This is a genomic window from Paenibacillus paeoniae (genome assembly GCF_003388735.1).
GTDB lineage: Bacteria > Bacillota > Bacilli > Paenibacillales > Paenibacillaceae > Pristimantibacillus > Pristimantibacillus paeoniae.
Genome location: NZ_QUBQ01000002.1, coordinates 237,875 through 262,340, shown reverse-complemented (window position 1 = coordinate 262,340; position 24,466 = coordinate 237,875). Strand labels below are relative to the sequence as shown.

The window sequence follows — 24,466 nt, the reverse complement described above, 5'->3', positions numbered from 1 at the left end:
GAACGAATTTCTTAGGCAGCGGCCTTGTATGGCAGACGCCAGCTATTGGACATTTCGTACAATCAGTATAGCAAGAATTGGATGACCAGGGGCATATTTTCTCTTATGATCAAAAAAATGAAGCACTTCTTCTAAAATATGAAGCATATTTTTGTCGAATTCTTTCGAGCTATAATGAGGGCAGAACAGGACAGCGACTTGTTCAACATTAGAAAAGGTGGGGTATCCATGAAAAAATGGCTTACGATCTGTGCAGCTATTATTCTTGTTTTTACAATGGCGGCATGCGGCAACAAAACTACAAACAATGGGACGGAAGGGGCTACAAAAGCACCTGAATCAACACCGTCCGAAAATAATGAGACTCTAGAACAGATCACGCTGAAGTTCTTCTCGGCGCTTGCTGACCGTTCCAACGGCATGGGCAAGATCGAGCAAGCCATTATCGACTCCTATATGCAAGAAAATCCGAATGTCAAGATTGAAGTAGAAGCACTGCAAGATGAGCCTTACAAAGCAAAGGCGAAAGTATATGCCTCGACGGAATCACTGCCTGATATCATGCAGTCATGGGGCCAGCCTTCCTTCATTAAGCCGCTTATCGACAGCGGACTTCTGCTTGAGCTGAACTCGGCTGATTTCGAATCCAGCGGTTTCATCGCCGGATCGACAGACGGCTTCTCGCAAGATGGCAAGCTGTATGGCCTGCCGCGCAATACTGACTTCCTGGTGCTTTACTATAACAAAAAAATGTTCGACGACAATGGCATTTCCGTACCGACTACTGTATCCGATCTCGTTGAAGTATCCAAGCAATTCCGTGCTAAGGGCATTAACCCGATTACGACCAATGCGATGGAAGGCTGGTCCCTTCCGATCTGGTTCGAATATGCACAACAGCGTACTAGCGGCGACTTCAATAAAGTAGACGCGGTTCTGAACGGCGAAGGCACGTTCTCCGGCGATGCGGACTTCCTGGCTGCTGCGCAATCGATTCTTGATCTGGCGGATGTCAAAGCTTTCGCAGACGGCTTCCTGACAGCAGACTACGGCACTTCCCGCAACCTGTTCGGTCAAGGACAAGCGGCTATGTATATCATGGGCAACTGGGAAGCAGGGCTTGCGACTGACGAGAACTTCCCAGCTGAATTCCGCGACAATGTAGGCGCAATCTCCTACCCGACATCCGACAAAGGCAAAGCAAGCGACCTGGCGGCATGGTTCGGCGGCGGCTACTCCATCTCGAAGAGCACGAAGCATCCGGAAGAAGCGGTTAAATTCATGCAATACTTCTTCAAGCCTGAGAACTGGGCGAAGCAGCTGTGGCAGACTGGCTCCGGCACGCCTGCACAGAAGTTCGATGAGTTCCTGACTGGCGAAGAGTCTGCTCTGCAAAAAGGATTGGTAGACGTATTTGGTTCCACGACTTCTGCATCCAATACCCCTTTCCACGATCTGGGTACGGATGAGTACAAAACAAAAGTGATGGATGCGCACCAAAAGCTGTTCGGCAAGTCGATTTCTCCTGAAGACTTCTTGAAAGAGCTTGATGCAGCGGTTGCACTACTGCCATAACGTAAAGTGAAGCAACCGGGAGCAGTGAAAATCCTTTCGCTGCTCCCGTTTTTCAAAAACATCAAGGCACAAGCAAAGAAAAGCAAAGCCGGGAGGCGGAGAGAACGATGCATAAGCTGCTAAGTAACCGAAGAACAATCTTCGCGCTGGTCGCGCCGGGACTATTCCTGTTTTTGTTCATGGTATGTTTTCCAATTATGATGAGCGCCTATTACGGCATGACGGATTGGCGGGGGATTGGCTCTTACCAGTTCGTAGGCCTTGATAATTATATGAAGATTTTGTTCAACGACCCTGTATTCTGGCGGTCGCTTATGAACGCTCTGCTGCTATTGGCGGCGACCTTGCTGCTCCAGCATCCTATTGCCTTGCTGTTCTCGATTCTAGTGACGAACGCAGGCAGATTCGAGAAGCTGTTTCGCACGATCTTCTTTATACCGGCCGTCATTTCCATTGTCGTCACGTCCAAGATGTGGGTCAGCGTATTCCATCCCAACTATGGGGTGCTGAACAAATTTCTGACCGCTGTCGGGCTGGAGAGCTGGAAACAAGATTGGCTTGGCGATCCTAGCATTGCAATCTGGTGTGTCATCTTCGTTATTATGTGGCAGGGCTTCGGCTATGCGCTCTTGCTCTATTATGCTGGACTTCAAGGCATTCCGAAGGATCTCTATGAGGCGGCTGAGCTGGACGGCGCGGGCCGAGTCAAGCTCTATACGAAAGTGGTTATTCCGCTGCTGACGCCTATGGTGCGTGTAGCTGTCGTCATTGCGGTAACGGCCTGTCTGAAGCAGATGGAGACGATCTTCCTCATGACGAACGGAGGACCCATTAATACGACGCAATTCATCGGCAACTATCTCTACAAGACGGCATTCACGTCATCTCTGTACGGCTACGGCAATGCGATCTCGGTTATATTCGTCATCGTCTGTCTCATTATTACTGTCATCATGAACCGTGCATTCAAAAAAGACGTAGGCGAATTTTAAGAGAGGAGACCGTAACCATGGTGAGAAAAATAACATTGCACACGTTGCTATGGATTGTCGCCTTGCTTCAGCTTTTTCCGCTTATCTGGCTGATCAACTATTCGTTTCTGAAGAGCGGAGACTTCTTCGGCAGCAGCATTCTGAAGTGGCCGGAGAAGCTGGAATGGTCCAACTATATCAATGCATTCACTTACGGCAGCGTGCCGAAGTTTCTATGGAACAGCGCATTTATTACGACCGCAGCCATCTTGGTGGCAGCCGTCTTGTCTCTTATGCTTAGTTATGCGTTTACTAGGATGGAGTGGAGACTTCGGGGAGTGACGATGGCATTCATCATGCTAGGCATGATCGTTCCGATCCATGCGACGCTGCTGCCGAACTTCATTTTGTTTAATTGGCTCGATCTTCTGGACAATCCATTGTCGCTGATTTTGCCGTATATCGCGTTTTCTCTTCCCATCAGCATGCTCATTATTTCAGGCTTCCTGGTGACGATACCGAAGAGTATCGAAGAATCGGCTGTTATGGACGGTTGCTCCGTCTATGGGGTGATCTTCCGCATTATTTTACCGATGACCAAGCCTGCCTTGGCGACAGCTTGCATTATGAATTTTATCAGCTGGTGGAATGAATTCATCATGGCCAATACGTTCCTGACCTCGGAGAAGTTCAAGACGCTTCCATTCTCCATCATGAAGTTTGCCGGGCAATATTCATCCAACTACGGCGCGCAGTTCGCCGTTATGACGATGATTGCTTTGCCAACTGTCATTATCTATCTGATGTTCACAGAGCAGATGTCGCGCGGCATTACAGCAGGTGCAGTGAAGGGGTAGTAACTGCTCTGGTAGTGAAATAATACGTTCTATATGGATTGAGGTACTGAATGGCATTAAATTGTTATCCAACAATTTAATGCCATTTTTTCATTCTATTGAAAAAATATGCGTCAGCGTTGATATACGATACTTTTCGTTGAAACCGGGAGTAGTTTCGCCCTTTTCGTCCTCTTATAATGAAGTTAAATTAGTGGTGGCGGGAGGAAGTGCAGGATGCAAAGAGAAACGATTACTTCGGCGGCGACGGGCGCTGCCGTCTCCCACAAGGAGAAGCCCTTATGGAAGCGCTTCATTATGCAGTGGCAAGTACAGGTTATGATTTTCCCGGCATTGATTTTCATTTTAATATTCAATTATTTTCCGATGTATGGTGTATTTATGGCTTTTCAGGATTATAGCTTGTTCAAAGGTTTTTTCGGTAGTGACTGGGCGGGTATGAAGCATTTTGAAGCCTTTTTCAACTCACCGGACTTCTTCCGTGTCATGCGCAATACGATCGTCATCAGCTTGCTGAAGCTGTTCATCGGATTCCCTGCTCCGATTCTGCTTGCCCTAATGCTGAATGAAGTCAGGAATATGGTGTTCAAGCGAGTTATTCAGACGATCAGTTATCTGCCGCATTTCTTGTCATGGGTCATTGTATCGGGCTTCGTCATTTCTTTACTGTCAGTAGACAACGGGAGCTTGAACATCTTGCTCGACAAGCTGGGATTGATAGACAAGCCTGTCAATTTCCTTTCTCTGCCCGAATACTTCTGGACGATTATCGTGACGACAAATGTATGGAAGGAAGTAGGCTTTGCGACAATCGTCTACCTGGCAGCCATTGCCGGCGTTGATCAGAGTATGTACGAAGCAGCCTCCATCGACGGCGCGAGCAAGCTGAAACAAATCTTTCTCATTACGCTGCCATCTATTATGCCGGTTATCATTATCTTCCTGATTCTAAATATTGGCAGCTTGCTTAATGCCGGGTTCGACGATCTGCTTCTGCTTGGCAACAGCGCCATGCTCAGAGATGTGGCGGATGTCATCGATACTTACGCCTACCGGGTAGGCATTATCAATAACCGCTTCTCTTATGCGGCAGCAGTCGGATTATTCAAGGCAGTGATTAGCGTGGGACTTCTGACACTGGCCAATTTCTTAGCCAGAAGGGCGGGCACAAGCTTATGGTAGGACACGAACGGATTATTCGGAAAAGCGGTGAGGCATCATGAAGCTGAGTACAGGCGATAAGACGCTGCATGTCGTCATCTACATTTTTCTCGTCATATTGGGTTTCCTGACGCTGTACCCATTCTGGAACTCAGCGGTCATCTCCTTTAATTTGGGGCTTGATACGGCGAAGGGCGGCATTACGTTCTGGCCGAGACAATTCACGTTCGACAATTACGCTATTGTCTTTCAGGATACACGAATCGTACAGGCCTTCTACGTTTCGGTTCTCCGAACTTTGGCAGGCACGTTCCTATCCATTTTGTTCACGTCAGTATTCGCTTACGGCATGTCAGTCAAAGGCGTGTTATTCAAAAAGTTTTATATGGTGTTCGCTATTATTACCATGTATTTCAGCGGGGGACTCATTCCCTTCTATCTCGTCAATCGCGAGCTTGGTCTTATGAACACCTTCTGGGTTATGGTGATCCCGACAGTTATCAGCGTCTACAACATGATTATTTTCCGGACCTTCTTTATGGGCTTGCCCAATGGACTGGAGGAGTCGGCTCGAATAGACGGCTGCAGTACGTTCGGTGTTTACTTCCGAATTGTGCTACCACTTTCTGGGCCCGTTATTGCAACGTTGTCACTGTTCACAGCGGTGTATCACTGGAACGATTGGTTTACAGCAACGATATTCATCAATAAGTCGGAGATGTTCCCGATCCAGACGATGCTTCAGCAAATATTGAACTCCAACATTATGACAGAACAGCTGTCCATGGCGACCAAAGGCAACGCCGCAGCGGCCGATGCGATGAGTCGCATGCAGAGTGTAACCACCAAGTCGCTCACGATGGCGACGATGATGGTAGCAACGCTGCCGATCATCCTTGTGTATCCGTTTGTGCAGCGCTTCTTCGTCAAAGGCGTGCTAGTGGGTTCATTGAAAGAGTAAGCGTGTATGCGTTATTCGACTTTGCCGTTCGGTGGAGATGAATATAGATTGAATATTTATCATTAGGGGAGGTTCATCTGAATGAAGAGGTCAAAGAAACTGCTCTCCGGCGTGTTCACACTTGCGTTGGCTGGAGCACTGGCTCTTAGCGGCTGCGCAGGGAAAAGCGAGCCGGTGAAGACAGGCGGGACGAACACAGGAACGAATAAGGGTGAGCAAACGGATCAAAAGCCGGATGGATTCCATTTCGGAGAAACGCCATTTACCTTTACGTACTATGTCAATTATGACTGGTGGACAACAGAGCCATGGGGCGCGAGTCCGAATAGCAAGTGGGTGCAGGAAAACCTGCATGTCTCAGTTGAACCGATTCAATCCGGCGGCGCTGCTGCCCAGAAGCTGAGTACGATGATTGCTTCCAAAGAGCTGCCAGATGCAATGATGATGGATCGCGGCCCTGATGTGGAACGTCTTCGTCAGGCAGGCGCGCTCGTACCGCTTGACGATTTTATTGATAAATATCCGAACTTGAAGAAATGGGCCGGGGAAGAGACGCTGAATATGCTGCGCTCGCCTGACGGCAAAATCTATCAATTCCCGAACTGGTATACAGCAGCACCGACAGGCAATGACGGCTGGTTCGTCAATAAGAAAATTTATGATGAGCTTGGTAGACCTAAGCTGGAGACGTTCGACGACTTGCATGCCTATCTGAAAAAAGTACAAGAAACGCATCCGGAGGTCATTCCTCTGGAAGTCGGCCGCGAAGGTCAGGGCGTTGAGGTTATGTTCGCAGGTTTCGCGAATGACCACCCAAGCCAATTCAGTTATATGAAAGCCTTTACACAAGGCGATAAACTCGTTACGATTTATGATAACGACGCCTACAAAGAAACGATGACATACGCAAGTCAGCTGTTCCGTGAAGGATTGATCACGCAAGATGCTCTTACACAGAAAGAAGATCAGGTCAAAGAAAAGCTGGCGACGGGCAGAGTAGCCGTATTTGTCGGCGGCAATGCAACGAACTTGGGTCGCGAAGGCCATAACGCTTTAAGAAGTACAGATCCTACAGCAGCCTATGAATTTATATGGCCGCTTATCAAGCCAGGCGTGGACAAAAACAAAGTATATCCAAACGGATATAACGCACTCGGTTGGAACGTAAACGTCATTACAACAAACGCAGCAAATCCGGAAGCTATCTTTGCTTATCTGGACTGGCTGACGGGAGAGGAAGGACAGCGCATTATGTTCTTCGGCCCTCCAGGCTCTTATTGGGATGAAGTGGACGGAGAAGGCGCGCCAATCCCGAATGACAAGTGGTTCTCTACACCGCAAGAAGAGAAGGACAAGGATAAGCTGGAAGCTTACGTATGGGCAGGCAATGCAACGTATGTCGATACGACGAAGTCCAAGATCGAAGCCAATCTGCCTGAAGAGCAGCGTAATTGGGGTGCTGTCGCCCAGCTCAATGTAGCTTGGAAGACGTCGCATAACAATACTCAATTCAACAACATCGATCCAGCTCCGGATACGGATGAAGGCATCATTCTTCAACAAGTGAATGATCTTGCAAAAGAATATTTCGGCAAGATGCTGTTCGCGAAGAGTGATAGCGAAGTGCTGAACTTCATTGAGGCTGCGAAGAAGGACACGAATGGCCTTGGCTACGACAAGGTGCTCGACTTCAGAACGAAAGTATGGCAAGAGAATCTTGCGAAGATGAGCGGCAAATAAGCAGGATTAGCCCATAGCAAGAGGATATACGGCGACGTATATCCTCTTCTTGGGCTTTTGCGTTCCATGATGTCCGAAAGGCGGGAGGAGAACATGTACAGAGTCGTACTAGTAGATGACGAGGAATTGGAGCTGACCGGCATTCAAAGGCTTGTACCCTGGAAGGAGCTGCATATGGAAGTAAAAGCAGCTTGTCCTGACGGCTTCTCGGCACTTCAATATTTGGAAGAGAACGAGGTCGACGTGCTTGTCTCCGATATTCGGATGCCGATTATGTCGGGTCTGGAGCTGGCGAGTAAAGCCCAGCGCCTTCATCCTAATCTGAAAATATTGTTCATCAGCGGTTATGAGGATTTTCAATATGCCAAACAAGCATTGTCTATGAAGGCCAGCGGCTATGTTCTCAAGCCCATTAACGATGACGAGCTATTAGGTGCGCTGCAATCGGTCCGTTCAACGCTGGACGGAGAAAATCGGCAGCAGCAGCGCGAGCACTCCATCCAGCAATCCATGGTGTATTTAAAAAACGAACTACTGGAGCGATGCCTGGAAGGTACGCCGGACCGAGATGCTGTCATTGAGCTCATGGCGCAGTTCCGCTTGGGTGTACAGGTCGGCAGTTTGAGGGCAGCCATTATCGAGATTGAAGAAAAGGATTGGCGTACAGAGAGTCAGCATTCGGAAGCCGCTCAGGCGGAACTTCTGGTAGCCCTTACTTCACTATGTTCCAGGAATGGACTGGAGATGTACTGTCGCCAATCCTCGCGACGGCTTGCAGTTGTGATGGAAGAGTCGCATGATACGGCGATGTTGGAGAGGATGATGGAAGAGCTGTCTGCTAGCCATAATGCAACCTTGACGATTGGATTGGGACAAGCGGTAGAGGAGCTTGAGCGGCTTCATCTGTCATATGAAGAAGCGACCAAAGCACTCTCCATGAAGATGTTCCAGGGCAAAGGGAAAATCATAGCTTACTCGACGACTAAAGAAGAAGCGCGGGAGAGCGTATTAAATATTGAGACGACCGTAGATGCCTTGTTTGCGGCAATGACGCAATACGAGCTAGTGCGTATCGTCGATTGTATGGAGGACTTGTTCCAGCAGGTCAAAAATATTAAAAACCCGTCGGCGGTGCGCAATTATTCCTTTTTTGTCATCAGTCGATTAGACGGCTATTTGAATAGCTTGAATGAAAGCTTGTTTTCAATAACCGGACAAAACGGATTTGCGCTGGATAAACTGTTCGAATTCGAGACCATCGACGATATCCATTCCTGGCTGAGGCGGAAAATATTTGAGCTGTCTGAGCAGCTCCATAATAAGAGACAGCGGAAAAACGTCAAGCTGATCGGACAAATCCAGAACTATATCGATCAACGGCTGGGAGAGAGTATCTCGCTTAAGGAGGTTGCGCAGGCTTTTTCGTTTTCCCCAAATTACTTGGGCCATCTCTTCAAGGAGGAGACGGGCGAGCTGTTCAGCGATTACTTGATGCGCAAGCGAATGGAACTGGCGAAACGGCTGCTGGCCGATACGGGCAAAAAGGTGTATGAAGTAGCCGATCGGGTTGGCTCCGGCACGCTCGCCCACTTCGGCAAGCAGTTCAAGGATTATACCGGCATGACGCCTGGCGAATACCGGAAGCATCTCTAGCATCTATGTGATTAGGAGGCATATGCCTTGAAGAAGAAGCCAAACTTGCCGTTCGGATACAAGCTAATGGTCTCCTACTTAATGATGGCATTGATTCCGGTCATGATTATCGGGTATTACGCTTATACGACATCGGTGAAGTCGATTAGGGAGCAGGCCGCTTCCTCCATAGAGGGCACACTGCAGCAGACAAAAGAGAATGTACTTTTCCGTTTTCAGCTCCTTAGCCGGACGTCTGATCAAATCTATTGGGATTTCGCGTTGCAGGAAGATTTGAGATTGAGAAATAACGGCTGGGCTATTTACAATACGACGATCAAGTCGATAGAGCCCAAGCTGCAAAATGCAGTTAATCTGACGCCTCATCAGGCGCTTCTTCGAGTCTATATCAGCAATAAGGAATTCCCGGAGATGTATGCGCTGCATCCACCGGGAGCTGATCCGCTGCAGCGGATGGAGACCTTTGAGCTGTTGCATCTAAATCGGATAGAGGACAAGTATTGGTATAAGGCACTGCCCAGCATGGATGCGGGAGAAATCGACAGCTCTCAGTACTGGCAGCAAATAGAAGAGGACCGTCTCGTAGGCAACTTGTCTTTAATGAGGCGCCTGTATGACTACCAGAAGCGCGGTCAGATCGGCTTTATGCGGGTCGTGACCAAAATCAATCAGCTGCTCAGCGGTGTCCATTACGAGAAGCTTGGTGAAAATAGCGCTGTGCTTGTCCTCAACGAGTGGGATGAAGTGATCTATGCTTCCGCGCCTAACAGCCAGGATTATCCGCTGCTGCAGAAGTGGAATCCGGAATGGGAGAAGGATAATCTGTCCATTCGCTTGGAGCTCCCTGATATCGATTGGACGATGGTTGCCCTCGTCCCCGATGTTCAATTGGAGAAGCAGATCGGGAAAGTGAAGATGATGACGATTCTGATCTGTATCGGCAGCTTTATTATGCTGGCGGTGAGCAGTTTGGTCGTATCGAAATTTTTGACGGTACGCATCACCAAGATCATTCAATCTCTTAATGCGTTCCGGGAAGGGCGGTTCAATAAACGGATTCAGTACAGCGGCAATGACGAGTTTTATTATATCGCTGAAGCGTTTAACGAGATGGGCGGCTATATCAATACACTTATAAAAGAAGTGTATGTGGTACAGATGGAGAAGAAAGGCGCGGAACTGAAGGCGCTTCAGGCGCAAATCAATCCACATTTTCTGTATAATACGTTATCCTCCATTAGCAGGCTGGGCAAGCTTGGCGAGATCGGCAAGCTGGATCAGATGGTAATGGGACTTGCGAAGTTCTACCGATTGACGCTGAATAACGGCAAATTTATTATTCCGGCTCAGCTTGAGATCGAGCAGGCGCAAGCCTATATTGCCATACAACAAATCAAATACGGCAGTCGTCTGGACGTCATGTTCGATATAAGCGCCGAAGTGTATGGTTACCGGACGGTGAAGCTTATCCTGCAGCCCTTTATCGAAAATGTGCTGGAGCATGCGCTGTACCAGCCTCGCATTTATATCAAGGTATGCGCGCACGTACATAATGGAGAGCTGGTGTTTGCGGTTGTGGATGACGGAATCGGGATGAAGCCGGAGACCGTGGATCACATTTGGTCCAATGACGATACTCGAATCGGATATGGCATCCGCAATGTAGATGATCGAATCAAGCTGCATTACGGAGAGCAATACGGCGTCACGATCGGAAGCGTCTACGGGGGCGGCACGGCGGTCCGCATATCCGTACCGCTGAGCAGACAGGACGAGACCGCTTGAAATATGCCTGACCTTCCTTCATGATGAAAGAAAGACAACGGCATGGAGGAAGGACCGAATGGCCCGCATTCTCCGCTTACCGGTGATTGTAGGAGGCAGCTATGAGTATAGGAATTGGACTTGCAGGCTGGGGAGATCACGACTCGTTATATCCGGAGGGCACGAAGCCGGGCGAGAAGCTGAATATATATGGAAGCCACTTTCCGGTAGTAGAGGTGGACAGCACCTTTTACGCGATTCAGCCGCGGGAGCGGTTCGAATCTTGGGTGAACGGAACGCCAGACAGTCTTCGATTCGTTGTCAAGGCGTACCAGGGGATGACAGGCCATCTGCGAGGCCCTGCGCCTAAGGGAGACGATCCTGACGCTATGGCTGAAGCTTTCCGCCGGATGCTGGAACCGGCTATGGAGGCGGGAAGGCTGACTGCAGCATTATTTCAATATCCGCCGTGGTTCGATTGCATTAGCGCTAACGTGAAGCTGTTACGTGAGATGAAGCGTAGGATGGAAGGCATTCCATGTGCGTTGGAATTTCGCCATCAGAGCTGGTTCGAGGCGGGCATGAAGGAGCGGACGCTTCAGTTCATGCGGGAGGAAGGCTGGATACACAGCATTTGCGACGAGCCCCAAGCGGGCATTGGCAGCATCCCGACCGTGCTGGAGGCGACAGACAGGGAGGTCTCCATTGTTCGTTTCCATGGCCGCAACGCGGCGAACTGGAACAATGGCGGCGGTCCTAATTGGCGTGAGGTGCGATATCTCTATCATTATTCCGACGCGGAGCTGTCGGAATGGCGGGAGAAGCTGGAGAGCCTGCTTCAGCAAAGTCGCGATATCGCGGTCATCTTCAACAACAACTCAGGCGGTCACGCCGCAGGCAACGCCAAGACGATGATGACGATGCTGGGACTAACAAGACCGGATGGCAGAGAGCCCTTTTACTCTCCACCGCCCGGTCCGGAGCAGTTGGAATTGTTTTGACGCAATAGTTGTTATAACGTAGTAGTAGATTTGAAGAAGCTGAGGTTTGATGAAGTAGCACTTTGAAGTTTCAGAGGTTTTAATGTGGCTCAAAATAGAAATCAGTACTTGACGAAATAAACCAAGGTTGAAAACGGAAAAACAGCTGTTAATCCTGTATGGTTGAACGTCCTGCCCAACAACAAGAGAGGAATAGACCGATGCAGAAACCGTCTACCCTAACGACGAAAGATAGGTTGTCTTCCAAATACGGAAAGGACTTACCTCTAACGGTCACCGCTGACCTTTAGAGGTTGATTTTTACATAATCCCGGTTCTAATGGACATCCGCGGCCATTAGAACACGTTTTCCTCGCAATCGCCCCTTTTTCAGCTTATAAGGGGCATCCGTGACCGTTATAGTCTCATTTCGCTGCATTTTCGCTTATAACGGACGACGGTGACCATTAGGGCATGAGTTGCCCTCGCCGATGTGAAAATGGCTATGACAAACCGCTATAAAACTGGCATTTTCGTAGAATTTAACCGCCATTGATTGTTAGCATGAATGTCACGCACTGATTAGTAGGTTGAACTTTTATGTAGTAGCAGTTTTGAAGAAGCAGCATGATGTTTAGATTTGAGCTTGTGATTGGATTGAAGCAGGCTGTTGAGGTTTTTAGAGAGTAGTCCTCGGACTGAAGAAATAGAAGTTAATTGAAAAGCTATGCAAGTGGAGTGGAGTGCGGGATTGTTCTGGAGAAACGGAGTGCTCGCCTTTGTAGACGGATTCTTACCCTATGAGGGTTAAGGAAATCAAAAGAATCCGTCTACAACAGCGATCGGAAGAACTATCCCGCGCGCAGCGCCCGTTTGGATCAGCATATTCTGTTTCATTTTATTTATCGATATTAGCATACTCCCTCATCAATACTTCAGCTTCAGCAAACTTCTCTCTCCCACAAAAGTGGACGTATTGAACAGCAACAGTGCATCGTCGATTCCATTCTGCTCCATATAGTCACCGATATTGCCATTGTAAAATCGGATATCGATCATATGAATTTCCTTCACATGGTTCGTCAGAAACGGCAGCATAGAGTGCGCATACGAATCTTTGACGATCAGCAACTTGTCCAGATCGACCTGATCCGGCGCGAGATCGGTTTTCACCGTTACGAGGGCATGTACACCGCCTTGGAAGTAGCCGTATTTATCTTTCTTCGCAAGGTAGCTCTCATCGTACAAGCTATCCTTAGTCGTGTCCGTATCGGCGATGTACATTTCCGAATGCACCTTGTTTTTCGGCTCGTACACCTCAATAGATTCAGGCTTCGCCGATCCGAATTGTCCCCGCGTATGATAGCTGCCCAAGAATGAATCTGTAAGCGTGCGGATATGGAACTCCTCTTCCGTCAGTGGTTTCCAGCCCATGTCCGAGGCATACGCCTTGTAAGCTAGATAGGCGCCATATGAAGTCCAGTGATGATCCGTTTTGTAAAAGAGCTCGCGCTTTTCTTCCGGACTATTCGCCGTCTTGAAGAAATCGAATCCATCCAGAAACGCTACATCATTCCCGAGCCTGTCCTCGATAAAGTCATGCACAATCGCTTGCGGATAAGCGGCTGCTTTCCAAGGCAAACGCTCCGGATAGACGCCCACCGAGTTCGGCGACAATAACAGCTTCACATCGGCATTGGGATGATTGTCTGCGAATTGCCTGATCGCGTCCGCATAGTTGCCTAGCTCCTCAAAATCCGGCTCCCCGAACTTCTCGAACAAATAACCGTCCTTCCCCAAATAGATGCCGTTGTTTTCCTTCTGCAGTCTGAGTTGCTCCATCGTAGACTTGGCTCTCACCCAATCGGAACGGAACGGGAAGTGATCGGTCACGAACAGCTCGGAGTCATCCGCGAACTGCTTCGACCAAAGCCGCTCCCCAGACAGCTTCGGGGCTTCCTGCAAATTACGGTTCTCCGTCTCAGAGAACGCTGACTTAGGCAAGAGGAAAAATAACGCGGATATGATGCCAAGCAGCGATAGGAATCCCCAGGTATAGAACCCGTCCATAACTTTCTTCATAAGCAGCGAACTCCCTCTCGGTTAGAACCGGAAATACAGAAATGGGTTAAAGGTTGCGTCTACCAAATAAGCGACAGATACAAGGAACAATACGCCATGCCAGATCAGAGTCACTATGGGATGGAGCAATGTGCCATCTGCTTGGACGCCTCGCGGCCTTTGCATCGATGCGACGATAAGCAATAGTAGCAGAATAGCGTTTGTGTACAACAAATAGATGGTTTGCTGGTCCCAGAGCGGGCTGCCGTTCGCACCGAACATAGCGCCGAAATATGCGGTCATGTCCGGCAGCTTGTCGAAGGCGAAGAATACCCAGCCGATCAATATGAGCAGCAGCGCATAGCTGTGGCGCAGCCATCTTGGCAGCTTCGAAAGCAGCTCTAGCGCAAACCATTTCTCGATTATCAGTACAGTGCCGAAATACAAACCCCAGAACAGGAAGTTCCAGCTGGCGCCATGCCAGATGCCGGTGAGTGCCCATACGATCAAGATGTTGCGAAGCTGGATAAGCAGTCCGCGTCTGTTGCCGCCGAGCGGAATATAGACGTATTCCCGAAACCAGGTGCCAAGCGAGATATGCCATCTTCGCCAGAAATCGGTGATGCTTTGCGCGGTGTACGGCTTGTTGAAATTTTCGTTAAAGCGGAAACCGAACATAAGCCCCAGACCAATGGCCATATCGGAATAGCCGCTAAAATCGAAGTAAATCTGGAACGCAAATGCGATAATCCCAAGCCAAGCGGTCAAGACAGGCATCGTATTCAGATGTCCGGCAGAAATTTCATTCCACAGCAAGCCGATATTGTTCGCCAGCAGCACTTTCTTGGCAAGGCCGATCGTGAATCGGCGCACGCCTTCTGCGAATATCTCGTTGTTCACGAAACGCTCGCGAAGCTGCTCCGCAATCGTGTTGTATCGGACGATTGGGCCAGCTACAAGCTGCGGGAACAGAGCTACGAAAGTGGCAAAATCCAGCCAGTTGCGCTGTGCCTTTGCTGTGCGGCGATAGACGTCAAAGATATACGACATCGATTGGAACGTGTAGAAGGAGATGCCGATCGGCAACGGCAGGTCGGTCGGCGGTATGTTTGTGTCAAACAGCGCATTCACATTCCCAATTAGAAAGTCCGCATATTTGAAAAATCCGAGTACGCCCAAATTCACGATAACGGACGCCGTCAGAATCCATTTTCTAGCTGCCTCGCTCCTCTTCTCCCCGTCCAGCAACAGTCCGAAGACATAATCCGTACATGTTGAGAACAACATGAGCGCAATGTAGATCGGCTCTCCCCAAGCGTAGAAGATCAGGCTCGCAATGAACAGGATGACATTCCGAATGCGTTTTGGGGAGAGATGATAGACGAGCAATACAGCCGGCAAAAAGATAAATAGGAATAACAGGCTGCTGAATACCATCGTCTAGGCCGACAATTACTTCACGAGGGTTTCAAATTCGGCCACGATATCATCTGCCGATTCTGAAATGACAAACAGCACGTAGTCGCCTTTTTTCACAACCTGAAAATTTTTGGCGTTCTCATACTGGTCTTGCAGGTACGTTTCGAATTGCTTTTGCACATCGGCAGCACGTTTCTTAACGGCTTCTTCCACAGTCGCAATATCTTTGGCGTCCTTCACCTTCAGAACTGCAACCTCATTGGTCTTCACATTCATGAGCGGGGACATAATGGCATAGTCTTCAAGGATGGACGGATCGAGATGGTAGAGGTCTTTCACCATTTCGCCTTCAATTGGAGCTAGTGCAGGCTGCTCCACTTTGGACAAAATGGCGTCCACGATTCCTTTGGCCGAATCGGCTTTCACGATTCCTGTGCTTTCGTCTTCTTTATTCGCTTCGTCGCCCGGAGTGGTCTCTTCACCCGCATTGGAACCGCTATTGCTGCCGTTTTGCGACGTGTTCGTTTCTTTGCCGGCATTAACGTTTTTATCGGAATTGTTTCCTCCGCATGCTGTCAGGGCAACCCCCATAGCTACAATCATCAACAGGTTCAGTACTCTTTTTTTCATGTGATTCATCTCCTTGGTGTGTATCTGGTTTGTTTGTGAATTTACACTGGTACAAACGTGGTGCTGTCCGTTAATGTTGCACTTTGTATGACAATGGGAATAACTGCTGCACATGATTTGCGCTGTAATGGCGCGTTTGGACGGTATAGTAAAAAAATTAGCCCAAATGCAAATAGTTATTCGATTTTCAGAGCAAACGATGATAAAATGCATAAAAGAGCTATTCCACGCGTTAAAGCGACGGCATGTAGGAGGAAGGACAAATGGAGTACATCAGTACAAGAGGCAAAGTAGGCAAAATCGGATTTATTGATGCTTTTATGATGGGACTTGCAGATGACGGTGGCTTACTGGTGCCAAGCGAAATTCCGCAGATTTCGGCAGAGACGCTGAAGGCATGGCAGGAGCTAAGCTATCAAGAGCTAGTCTTGGAGATTTTCTCGTATTACACGAATAATGAAATTCCGGAAGCGGACTTGAAAGCGATGGTGGAGGCGAGCTACTCTACGTTTCGCGATCCTGAAGTGACGCCGGTGCGTCGCCTTCATGACGGCTTGTATTTGCTTGAGCTGTTCCATGGTCCGACCTTTGCGTTCAAAGATATTGCCCTGCAATTTATGGGCCAATTTTATTCCTATGTTGCGGCGAAGCAAGGCAAGAAAATTCATATTCTAGGCGCAACTTCCGGAGATACCGGTGCTTCGGCTATCGAAGGGGTACGAGGCAAGGACGGTATTAAAATTTGCATTCTGCATCCGAACGGCAAGGTAAGCAAAGTGCAAGAATTGCAGATGACGACGGTGAAGGAAGATAATGTGCTCAATCTGTCGGTTGAAGGCAACTTCGATGATTGCCAGCGGATGATCAAGGAGCTGTTCGCCGATCTGGACTACAAGTCGTCCAACCATCTCGCAGCGATCAATTCCATTAACTTTGTGCGTATTATGGCGCAAACCGTTTATTACTTTTATGCTTATTTCCAAGTGGCAAAGGCAAACGGCGGCGATGTTGGAAAAGTTAACTTTAGTGTACCTACGGGCAACTTTGGCGATATCTTTGCCGGTTATCTTGCGAAGCGTATGGGTCTTCCGGTAGGCAAGCTGATTCTGGCAACGAATGAGAACAACATTCTGGAGCGCTTCATCCAGGAAGGCGTCTATATGCCTGGCGATTTCCGCGCCACATACAGCCCATCCATGGATATTCAGGTTGCTAGCAACTTCGAGCGTTATCTGTATTATGTACTGGGTGAAGATGCGGAGGGAATTGAACGTCTGATGGCACAGTTCAAAGCTGAGGGCGAAATCTCGATCTCTGAGGATGCGCTGCGCAAGGTGCAGTCCGAATTCGCTGCGCATGGCGTATTGGGCCAGGAGTGTTTGGACACAATTGCTGATTATCAGACCAAGTACGGCTACTTGCTTGACCCGCATTCCGCTTGCGGGATTGCAGCCGTTCAGCAATGTGCGGACGAAGGCGAGATCAGCATCTCGCTTGCTACGGCTCACCCGGCGAAGTTCGATGAAGCCATCCGTTTGTGCGGAATTGAGCAATCATTTCCGAACGAGATCTCCTCGCTGTTCGACAAGCCGCAGAGTCAGATTCTTGTGGACGGCAAGCTTGAGGACATTGTAGCGCAACTGGATCAATTTTATAACGCATAAGAGATAGGAATAGAGAGAGCCGTCGACCTGCTGCAGGTCGACGGCTCTTTGCTAGTGGCAAGACATATACAATGTTAGGCATCGCGTATTTTGGAAGGGGATATCTTCTTATGTTTCTTGAACGTTCGGCTGAAGTAATAAATATCATTAAAGCCGGATGCCGTCGCTACCTCGGAGACGGTAAGAGGTGTATGGCGGAGCAGATGATCCGCTTTGTCCAGACGTGCTGCGGTGACATATTCCGTAACGGTTCGTCCAGTGAGTTCCTTGAACAGCCTGCTGAAGTGATAGCGGCTTAGTCCCGCAATGCCGGACAATTGCTCTACCGTCAGCTCTTCCCGGTAATGCTCGGCGATGAAACGGAAGACAGGCTCGAAGCGCTCTACATTTTTCATGCGCTCAGCGTATTCGTCTTTCGTCAGAACGGTTGTGACATGTCCTCGCAGCAGCAGCGCCAAGAGGCGATACAGCTCGGACTTGATTGCAAGCTCGTAGCCGAATTCCCGGTTTTCCAATTCACGAATCAAATTATGCATGCAGGCAATCGTGATTTGATCTCCTCGGATATGATTGCGCAGCAGCAGCTGGTTTTGAGAGATTGGAGCGATGAATTTGGTCTCCGCCGCGTCGACGGAGCCGCTTTGCAGAAGTGAGATATCGGCAATCAATACATAATAAATCAGGTTCGGCGTAAGACTGACGCCGTAATGAAGCTCATTGCTGTTCACGACAATCAAGTCGCCCGGCTTGGCGTGAATCGTCGTAGAGCCGCATTCGATAGAGGCTTCGCCCGTCTCGAAGTAGAGGAACTCCAGATGCTTGTGCCAATGATGGTGGAACAGGAGCATTCCCTCCTGGCTGTAGCGCGAGCGATGCACTTTAATCGGAAAATGCGGATTGGGCATGCTCATCTGTTCCCGCAACGATTCGTTTTTATTGAGCTTCATATGTGATCATTCCCTCCAAATAGCACATTTGTACAAACAAACCGCACGCCGTTGCATGGCCTTCACACCTGTATTCATTATAATACGAAAGTATATACCTGCAAAGGTTGCAGCATCGTGTTCGCTATCATTCTACTAAAGGAGAGATGGGTCATGTCTACTGTCCAAATCGGAGTCATTGGTACCGGTTCAATCTCGTCACTGCATCTTGATGCTTACAAAAACAATAAGGAAGCCCATATTTACGCTGTATGCGATTTGAATGAGGAACGCGCGCGGGCAGCCGCAGAAAAGTACGGCGCTGAGAAAGTATATACGGATTATAGAGAGTTGCTGGCTGATCCTGTTGTTCAGGCGGTAAGCATCTGTACTTGGAACAATACGCACGCTGAGATCAGCATCGCGGCGGTAGAAGCGGGCAAGCATGTACTGGTTGAGAAGCCGCTTTGCCGGACAGTTGAGGAAGCGCTTAACGTACAACGCGCGGTTGAAGCATCGGGCAAGATTTTGCAAGTCGGCTTTGTTCGCCGCTATGACACAAATGCACAACTCTTGAAATCGCTTGCGAACGAAGGTGAATTCGGGGAGATCTATTATGCGAAGGCAACAGCTATTCGCCGGCTTGGCAATCCGGGCGGCTGGTTCTCGGATATTGAGCGTTCCGGCGGCGGTCCGCTGATCGACATCGGCGTGCATGTCATTGACCTGTGCTGGTACATGATGGGCCGTCCGAAGCCGGTATCCGTCAGCGCTAATACGTACCGCAAGCTTGGCAACCGCTCCAACGTGGAGCATCTGTCCTTCTACCAAGCGGCGGATTATGACGCATCAAAAAATACGATCGAAGATATGGCGAATGCCATGATCCGCTTTGAGAACGGAGCATCCTTGATGGTCGATGCGAGCTTCACGCTGCATGCCAAGAAGGATGAGATGTTCGTGCGCCTGTATGGAGACAAGGGCGGCATGGAGATTGATCCGGAGACGGTCATCGTCACGGAGAAGAACAATACCATCGTCAACATTTTGCCGCAGACGGATCATGCGGGCTTCCACTTCCAAAGCGCATTCCAAAATGAGATCAACCATTTCATCGAAAATGTGCAAAATGGTACGAAGCCGCTCAGTCCGGTAGAGGATGGCGTTGAAATCATGAAGATTCTATGCGGCATCTACGAGTCCGCGGCAAGCGGTCAAGAGGTGAAGCTATGAAACTGGGCATCAGCACATACAGCCTATATAAGGCATTTGCATCAGGAGAGCTGAGCCTCACAGGTATGATTGAGTATATTTCGAGCATCGGGGCGGAGCATGCGGAGATTGTGCCGCTGGGCTTCTCTCTAACGGATAACCCCGAGCTGATCGACGATATTCGGAATGCGGCGAAGCAGCATGGCATCGAGCTGTCCAATTATGCAATCGGCGCAAATTTCGCGGGGCTTGAAGGCGAGGCTTATGAAAACGAGATTGCGCGCGTGAAGCGAGAAGTTGATGTATGCGCAGCGCTCGGAATTAAGCTCATGAGACATGATGTTGCGTCTTCTCAGGATCTGTCTATTGGCAACTTCCTGTCGCAACTGCCTCGACTTGCAGATGCATGCCGCGAAATTGCGGATTACGCGAAGCCGCTGGGCATTACAACAAGCGTAGAGAATCATGGCTTCTTCATCCAGCAAAGCGATCGCGTACAAGCGCTTGTGCAGGCGGTCGGACGCGATAACTATCGGACAACGCTTGATGTCGGCAACTTCCTGTGCGCAGACGAGGATTCGGCGACAGCGGTCGCTAATAATGTGAAGCTGGCCTCCATGGTGCATGTGAAGGACTTCTATGTACGTCCTTCCTACCGTTATCCCGGCGAGGGCTGGTTCAAGTCTTCCTCTGGCAATTGGCTGCGCGGTGCGATCGTCGGCCAAGGAGACATCGATATGCCGCATGTGCTGCGCATCGTGAAGGAGAGCGGCTATGACGGCTATATCTCGATCGAATTCGAAGGCATGGAGGATTGCTTCGAAGGAACGAAAGCAGGCTTCAACTACGTAAAGAAGCTCTGGTCGGAGATTTAACGCTTGTGACTCGGCAGATTCAGAGATTGATTATGATGGTGAGGAGATGATAGAAGTGACAGCACCAATAATGACGAATAAAATCGGGGTAATTGTAGACAGCTTTCACGTTGGCGTGAAGGAAGGTCTAGTGAAGGCGAGCAAAGTTGGCGCGGACGGCGTACAGATCTACGCGGTCAAAGGCGAGATGGACCCGGCGAATCTCTCTCCTGCGGCGAGAAAAGAGTGGAAGTCCTATATTGAATCGCTAGGTTTGGAGATATCTGCTCTCGTGGGTGATCTTGGCGGGCATGGCTTCCAGGACCCGGTGCAAAACCGGGAGAAAATCGAGAAGTCCAAACGTATTCTGGAGCTTGGACTGGAGCTTGGCACCAACATCGTGACGACGCATATTGGCATCGTACCGGCCGACCGCAACAGCCGGGTATATGAGACCATGCATGTGGCGTGCGAAGAGCTAAGCCGGTTTGCGAGCGACAATAACGCTTACTTCGCGATTGAGACAGGACCGGAAACATCCGCTCACCTGAAGTCGTTCCTTGACGGCCTCGGCTCGAAGGGCGTATCCGTCAACTTCGATCCCGCGAACATGGTTATGGTGACGGGAGACGATCCAGTGCAAGGCGTTTATCATTTAAAGGATTATATCGTTCATACGCACGCAAAGGATGGCATTAAACTGGGACATATCGATCCTCGTGATGTCTACGGCGATTACGGCTACGAGGTTGAACTTGATCATGAGAAGATTGCTGCGATGGCGGAGTCGGGTTCAGCTTTCCGTGAAGTGCCGCTGGGCGAAGGCGGTGTCGATTGGAACGGATATCTGCAGGCGCTGAATGATATTGGCTACAAGGGTTACCTGACAATTGAGCGCGAGGTAGGCACCAATCCGGAAGTTGATATTCAGCTTGCCGTTGATTTCTTGAAAAAATTCAGAGGGTAATGAGCGAGGAGCGTCTTATTATGGGCGCTCCTTTTTTATTTGCTATAGCGCGAAATGGCCCGAATCCTGTAAGATAGTGTCATGTGGTTTTTTCCATTTTCGGGAAGGGGTATTCGTTTGAATCGATTGTTGACCAGAATGGTATTATTTTTTTCGTGCTTGATTATCGTCGCGGTGGCGGTGCTTGGTATTACGATCTACCGCTCGTCGATGAGCCTGGTAGAGAATTCGCTTGGCGCACAGGCACAGATCGTAGCGGAGAGCGCTGCTTCGCTGATTGATAAAGAGAGATATGCAGAGTTGTCAGTAGAAGCTGGAGAGACGCCTTATTATCAGGAGCTTCGGGCAAAGATGAATGCGCTAAGGGAAATCAATGGACTGAAATATTTGTATACGCTTGCACAAGGCGAAGAGAACGGTGAGGCCTATTATTACTATATGGTAGATGGGGCGCCCGAGGATGTAGCGGAGGATGACTTCTCCCCTATCGGTACGCGGGAGGAGATCGGCTATGGTGGCATGATTCAGGCTTTCGCTGAGGGCAAGACTGTCGTAGGCGAGCTGACGAATGATTCGGAATACGGGGCCGCGATTACGGCTTATGTGCCGCTGAGAGACAACTCGGGCAAGCTAATGGGCATTATGGGGGCGGACTTTGACGCAACAAATGTGTACGCGCTTATGTCCAACAATACGAGAATGACATTGTGGGTGGCCCTTGGGATTATATTGGCTGGAATTGCGCTTGTTGTTGCCTTGGCCAGTTATCTGACCAGGCCGCTTAATCAATTGACGAATCAGGTTGCCAAAGTACGAGAGGGCGATATGACTGTAGACATCGCCATTCATCGCAAGGATGAGATCGGGATTCTGGCACATACGTTTCAACAGCTTGTCACGAATACAAGATCGGTCATCAGGAGTATGAAAGACAATTCGGAACGCCTGCTCTCTGCGTCGGAGGATGTATCGCAGCATGCTAGGTCCACGACAGAGGCCAGCCGGCATATTGCCGTCAGTATAGAGGAAGCGTCTGGGGGTGCCCATACGCAGGTGAATCGTGCGACAGATATGACCAAGGCGGTCGAAGGCATGACCCGCAGCATGCTTCGCATTACCGAGTCGGCAAGCATCGTATCGGATGTCGCACAGGAGACGAAGGAACATTCCGATCGCGGCAACGCGCTGATCGGACAAGCGATGATGGAGATGGAGACCATCGGAGAAGCAGCAGAAGCGATGCTTGCAGCTACGAAAGAACTGGAGAGTAGATCGGATGAGATTGGCGAGATCACGACGATTATGTCGGATATTGCGGATCAGACCAATCTGCTCGCGCTGAATGCCGCTATCGAAGCGGCTCATGCTGGTGAGAACGGGCGTGGCTTCGCAGTTGTAGCGGAACAAGTACGCAAGCTGGCGGCGCAGTCCCAATCCTTCGCTGTTCAGATTGCAGAGCTGATCTCGAAGACGCAGGAGCAGACCGCGCGACTCTCCGCAGGAATGGAGGGCAATGCGGATAAGGTGCAAGCCGGGCTTGTCAGCGTGAGAGAGGCAGGCATGACCTTTAACTCTATTGCGCAAGGGCTAGAGCAAGTTCATGAGCAACTGGTGGAGGTATCGTCCGCATCGCAGGAAGTATCCGCGGAATCGGAGGAGGTTGCGGCATCTGTAGAGGAAATGGAACAGATCTCACGAAGAGCTGCACAGCATTTCCAAGGGATTGTGAGTAACTCCAATACGCAAATTGCATCCATGGACGAAGTAACCGCCTCTGCGGAATCGCTTAAAGCTATGTCCAATGAGTTGACGTCTTTAAATAAGCGTTTTATTGTTTAATAGTAGCAGAGCTTATCGCGGTTGCCCTCATGAGGACGACCGCTTTTTTTCGTTTAATTCGGTGTAAAGGTATAGGAATAAGGTGCACTTAAGGTTATAATCGGTAATAGTGTATAATCAATTCAAATGGGCTGACGCGAACCAACGGTCGCGGGGAGTCAAATTCTATTCATTAAGGAGCAGGGATCATGGCAAAAACGCTTATTTTCGGGCATAAAAACCCGGACACGGACACCATCACATCGGCTATCGCTTATGCGGAGTTGAAAAGCAAGCTTGGCGCAGACGTTGAAGCAATTCGCCTCGGGGAAGTGAACGGCGAGACGCAATATGCGCTCAATTATTTCGGCATTGAAGCGCCGCGTTTGGTAGAGAACGTAGCGGACGAAGCGAAGGATGTTATTCTTGTCGACCATAACGAGCGCCAACAAAGCGCGAACGACATCGATAAAGTGCGTGTGGTTGAAGTCATCGACCATCACCGCATCGCTAACTTTGAGACGGCAGGCCCACTGTACTTCCGCGCAGAGCCTGTTGGTTGCACAGCTACAATTCTGAACAAGCTGTACAAAGAAAACGGCGTGGCGATCCGCAAGGAAACTGCAGGTCTGATGCTTTCTGCTATTATCTCGGATTCCCTTCTGTTCAAATCCCCAACTTGCACGGAGCAAGACGTTGCGGCAGCTCGCGAGCTGGCTGAAATCGCAGGCGTGGATGCCGAAGCTTACGGACTGGACATGCTTAAAGCAGGCGCCGATCTGAGCGATAAGACGATCCAGCAGCTGATCTCTCTGGATGCGAAGGAATTCGCAATGGGCAGCTACAAAGTAGAAATCGCGCAAGTAAATGCGGTTGATACCAATGATGTGCTGAACCGTCAAGCGGAGCTTGAGAGCGCGCTGAATGAGATCATCGCGGCGAAAGGTCTTGACCTGTTCGTGCTTGTCGTAACAGACATTCTGAACAACGACTCTATCGCGCTTGCTCTAGGCGGCAAAGCTGAGGCAGTCGAGAAGGCATACCATGTAACATTGGAAAACAACACAGCACTGCTGAAAGGCGTTGTATCGCGCAAATCGCAGATCGTTCCCGTTCTGACGGAAACACTGAGCGCGCTATAAGAGTCTTTTACTAGGTAGCAGCCCAAAGCTTCTTTTATGAAGCTTTGGGCTGTTTTTTGCGTTATACTTGTATGTGCAAATGAAGTTGAAGCAAGATCAGGAGGATTTGAC

The 24,466-nt window shown here is 49.5% G+C and carries 19 protein-coding genes; 15 read left to right on the top strand and 4 right to left on the bottom strand.

Annotated features, from left to right (window positions below):
• The first annotated feature begins 228 nt into the window (after positions 1 to 228).
• The 9 genes from DX130_RS13715 to DX130_RS13675 all read left to right on the top strand — a co-directional run bounded on the left by DX130_RS13715 (position 229) and on the right by DX130_RS13675 (position 11,683).
• Positions 229 to 1,575, top strand: coding sequence for an extracellular solute-binding protein (locus tag DX130_RS13715; RefSeq protein WP_165861278.1), 1,347 nt, complete (start codon positions 229 to 231; stop codon positions 1,573 to 1,575).
• Positions 1,576 to 1,682: 107 nt separating this feature from the next.
• Positions 1,683 to 2,567, top strand: a complete 885-nt coding sequence (locus DX130_RS13710) for a carbohydrate ABC transporter permease (RefSeq protein WP_116046314.1) — start codon at positions 1,683 to 1,685, stop codon at positions 2,565 to 2,567.
• 17 nt (positions 2,568 to 2,584) lie between these two features.
• On the top strand, positions 2,585 to 3,403 hold the full coding sequence (locus DX130_RS13705; RefSeq protein ID WP_116046312.1) for a carbohydrate ABC transporter permease: 819 nt from the start codon (positions 2,585 to 2,587) through the stop codon (positions 3,401 to 3,403).
• Positions 3,404 to 3,700: 297 nt separating this feature from the next.
• Positions 3,701 to 4,585, top strand: a complete 885-nt coding sequence (locus tag DX130_RS13700; protein WP_240644541.1) for an ABC transporter permease — start codon at positions 3,701 to 3,703, stop codon at positions 4,583 to 4,585.
• A 37-nt stretch (positions 4,586 to 4,622) separates the two neighbouring features.
• Positions 4,623 to 5,525 carry a carbohydrate ABC transporter permease gene (locus tag DX130_RS13695; RefSeq protein WP_206098822.1) on the top strand — a complete coding sequence of 301 codons (903 nt, stop codon included), beginning with the start codon at positions 4,623 to 4,625 and terminating at the stop codon, positions 5,523 to 5,525.
• Positions 5,526 to 5,606: 81 nt separating this feature from the next.
• Complete coding sequence (locus tag DX130_RS13690; RefSeq protein ID WP_116046307.1) at positions 5,607 to 7,265, top strand: extracellular solute-binding protein; 1,659 nt, start codon at positions 5,607 to 5,609, stop codon at positions 7,263 to 7,265.
• Between the two features lie 93 nt (positions 7,266 to 7,358).
• Positions 7,359 to 8,918, top strand: coding sequence for a response regulator (locus DX130_RS13685; RefSeq protein WP_165861277.1), 1,560 nt, complete (start codon positions 7,359 to 7,361; stop codon positions 8,916 to 8,918).
• Positions 8,919 to 8,945: 27 nt separating this feature from the next.
• Positions 8,946 to 10,703, top strand: coding sequence for a sensor histidine kinase (locus tag DX130_RS13680; protein ID WP_116046304.1), 1,758 nt, complete (start codon positions 8,946 to 8,948; stop codon positions 10,701 to 10,703).
• A 101-nt stretch (positions 10,704 to 10,804) separates the two neighbouring features.
• A complete protein-coding gene (locus tag DX130_RS13675) occupies positions 10,805 to 11,683 on the top strand; it encodes a DUF72 domain-containing protein (protein ID WP_116046302.1) in 879 nt (292 codons plus the stop codon).
• Positions 11,684 to 12,589: 906 nt separating this feature from the next.
• On the opposite strand, the gene DX130_RS13670 is transcribed toward DX130_RS13675, so the two are convergent.
• The 3 genes from DX130_RS13670 to DX130_RS13660 are packed head-to-tail and all read right to left on the bottom strand — an operon-like array spanning position 12,590 to position 15,772.
• On the bottom strand, positions 12,590 to 13,744 hold the full coding sequence (locus DX130_RS13670; protein WP_116046300.1) for a DHHW family protein: 1,155 nt from the start codon (positions 13,742 to 13,744) through the stop codon (positions 12,590 to 12,592).
• Between the two features lie 21 nt (positions 13,745 to 13,765).
• Positions 13,766 to 15,160, bottom strand: a complete 1,395-nt coding sequence (locus DX130_RS13665) for an MBOAT family O-acyltransferase (RefSeq protein ID WP_116046299.1) — start codon at positions 15,158 to 15,160, stop codon at positions 13,766 to 13,768.
• 15 nt (positions 15,161 to 15,175) lie between these two features.
• Positions 15,176 to 15,772, bottom strand: coding sequence for a DUF4358 domain-containing protein (locus DX130_RS13660; RefSeq protein ID WP_240644503.1), 597 nt, complete (start codon positions 15,770 to 15,772; stop codon positions 15,176 to 15,178).
• A 263-nt stretch (positions 15,773 to 16,035) separates the two neighbouring features.
• Between DX130_RS13660 and thrC the strand changes: the two genes are divergently transcribed.
• Positions 16,036 to 17,436, top strand: a complete 1,401-nt coding sequence (gene thrC / locus DX130_RS13655) for a threonine synthase (RefSeq protein ID WP_116046297.1) — start codon at positions 16,036 to 16,038, stop codon at positions 17,434 to 17,436.
• Positions 17,437 to 17,510: 74 nt separating this feature from the next.
• Here thrC and DX130_RS13650 read toward each other — a convergent pair whose 3' ends face one another.
• Positions 17,511 to 18,383 (bottom strand): AraC family transcriptional regulator, encoded by an 873-nt coding sequence (locus DX130_RS13650; protein ID WP_116046295.1) that lies wholly within the window; start codon positions 18,381 to 18,383, stop codon positions 17,511 to 17,513.
• Between the two features lie 153 nt (positions 18,384 to 18,536).
• Between DX130_RS13650 and DX130_RS13645 the strand changes: the two genes are divergently transcribed.
• From DX130_RS13645 to DX130_RS13625, 5 genes are all read left to right on the top strand, one after another.
• Positions 18,537 to 19,595 carry a Gfo/Idh/MocA family protein gene (locus DX130_RS13645; protein ID WP_116046294.1) on the top strand — a complete coding sequence of 353 codons (1,059 nt, stop codon included), beginning with the start codon at positions 18,537 to 18,539 and terminating at the stop codon, positions 19,593 to 19,595.
• Positions 19,592 to 20,449, top strand: coding sequence for a sugar phosphate isomerase/epimerase family protein (locus DX130_RS13640; RefSeq protein ID WP_116046292.1), 858 nt, complete (start codon positions 19,592 to 19,594; stop codon positions 20,447 to 20,449). The genes DX130_RS13645 and DX130_RS13640 overlap by 4 nt, the downstream gene beginning before the upstream one ends.
• 55 nt (positions 20,450 to 20,504) lie before the next feature.
• Positions 20,505 to 21,395, top strand: coding sequence for a sugar phosphate isomerase/epimerase family protein (locus DX130_RS13635; protein ID WP_116046291.1), 891 nt, complete (start codon positions 20,505 to 20,507; stop codon positions 21,393 to 21,395).
• Positions 21,396 to 21,512: 117 nt separating this feature from the next.
• On the top strand, positions 21,513 to 23,234 hold the full coding sequence (locus DX130_RS13630) for a methyl-accepting chemotaxis protein (protein ID WP_116046290.1): 1,722 nt from the start codon (positions 21,513 to 21,515) through the stop codon (positions 23,232 to 23,234).
• A 188-nt stretch (positions 23,235 to 23,422) separates the two neighbouring features.
• The gene (locus DX130_RS13625; protein WP_116046288.1) at positions 23,423 to 24,355 is read left to right on the top strand and encodes a manganese-dependent inorganic pyrophosphatase; all 933 of its coding nucleotides are present in this window, start codon (positions 23,423 to 23,425) and stop codon (positions 24,353 to 24,355) included.
• Positions 24,356 to 24,466 lie beyond the last annotated feature (111 nt).

Bases quoted from the DNA above. Each gene is read 5' to 3' on its own strand.
- DX130_RS13715 (WP_165861278.1), top strand. From the start codon at position 229: ATGAAAAAATGGCTTACGATCTGTGCAGCTATTATTCTTGTTTTTACA.
- DX130_RS13710 (WP_116046314.1), top strand. From the start codon at position 1,683: ATGCATAAGCTGCTAAGTAACCGAAGAACAATCTTCGCGCTGGTCGCG.
- DX130_RS13705 (WP_116046312.1), top strand. From the start codon at position 2,585: ATGGTGAGAAAAATAACATTGCACACGTTGCTATGGATTGTCGCCTTG.
- DX130_RS13700 (WP_240644541.1), top strand. From the start codon at position 3,701: ATGCAGTGGCAAGTACAGGTTATGATTTTCCCGGCATTGATTTTCATT.
- DX130_RS13695 (WP_206098822.1), top strand. From the start codon at position 4,623: ATGAAGCTGAGTACAGGCGATAAGACGCTGCATGTCGTCATCTACATT.
- DX130_RS13690 (WP_116046307.1), top strand. From the start codon at position 5,607: ATGAAGAGGTCAAAGAAACTGCTCTCCGGCGTGTTCACACTTGCGTTG.
- DX130_RS13685 (WP_165861277.1), top strand. From the start codon at position 7,359: ATGTACAGAGTCGTACTAGTAGATGACGAGGAATTGGAGCTGACCGGC.
- DX130_RS13675 (WP_116046302.1), top strand. From the start codon at position 10,805: ATGAGTATAGGAATTGGACTTGCAGGCTGGGGAGATCACGACTCGTTA.
- DX130_RS13670 (WP_116046300.1), bottom strand. From the start codon at position 13,744: ATGAAGAAAGTTATGGACGGGTTCTATACCTGGGGATTCCTATCGCTG.
- DX130_RS13665 (WP_116046299.1), bottom strand. From the start codon at position 15,160: ATGGTATTCAGCAGCCTGTTATTCCTATTTATCTTTTTGCCGGCTGTA.
- DX130_RS13660 (WP_240644503.1), bottom strand. From the start codon at position 15,772: ATGAAAAAAAGAGTACTGAACCTGTTGATGATTGTAGCTATGGGGGTT.
- thrC (WP_116046297.1), top strand. From the start codon at position 16,036: ATGGAGTACATCAGTACAAGAGGCAAAGTAGGCAAAATCGGATTTATT.
- DX130_RS13650 (WP_116046295.1), bottom strand. From the start codon at position 18,383: ATGAAGCTCAATAAAAACGAATCGTTGCGGGAACAGATGAGCATGCCC.
- DX130_RS13645 (WP_116046294.1), top strand. From the start codon at position 18,537: ATGTCTACTGTCCAAATCGGAGTCATTGGTACCGGTTCAATCTCGTCA.
- DX130_RS13640 (WP_116046292.1), top strand. From the start codon at position 19,592: ATGAAACTGGGCATCAGCACATACAGCCTATATAAGGCATTTGCATCA.
- DX130_RS13625 (WP_116046288.1), top strand. From the start codon at position 23,423: ATGGCAAAAACGCTTATTTTCGGGCATAAAAACCCGGACACGGACACC.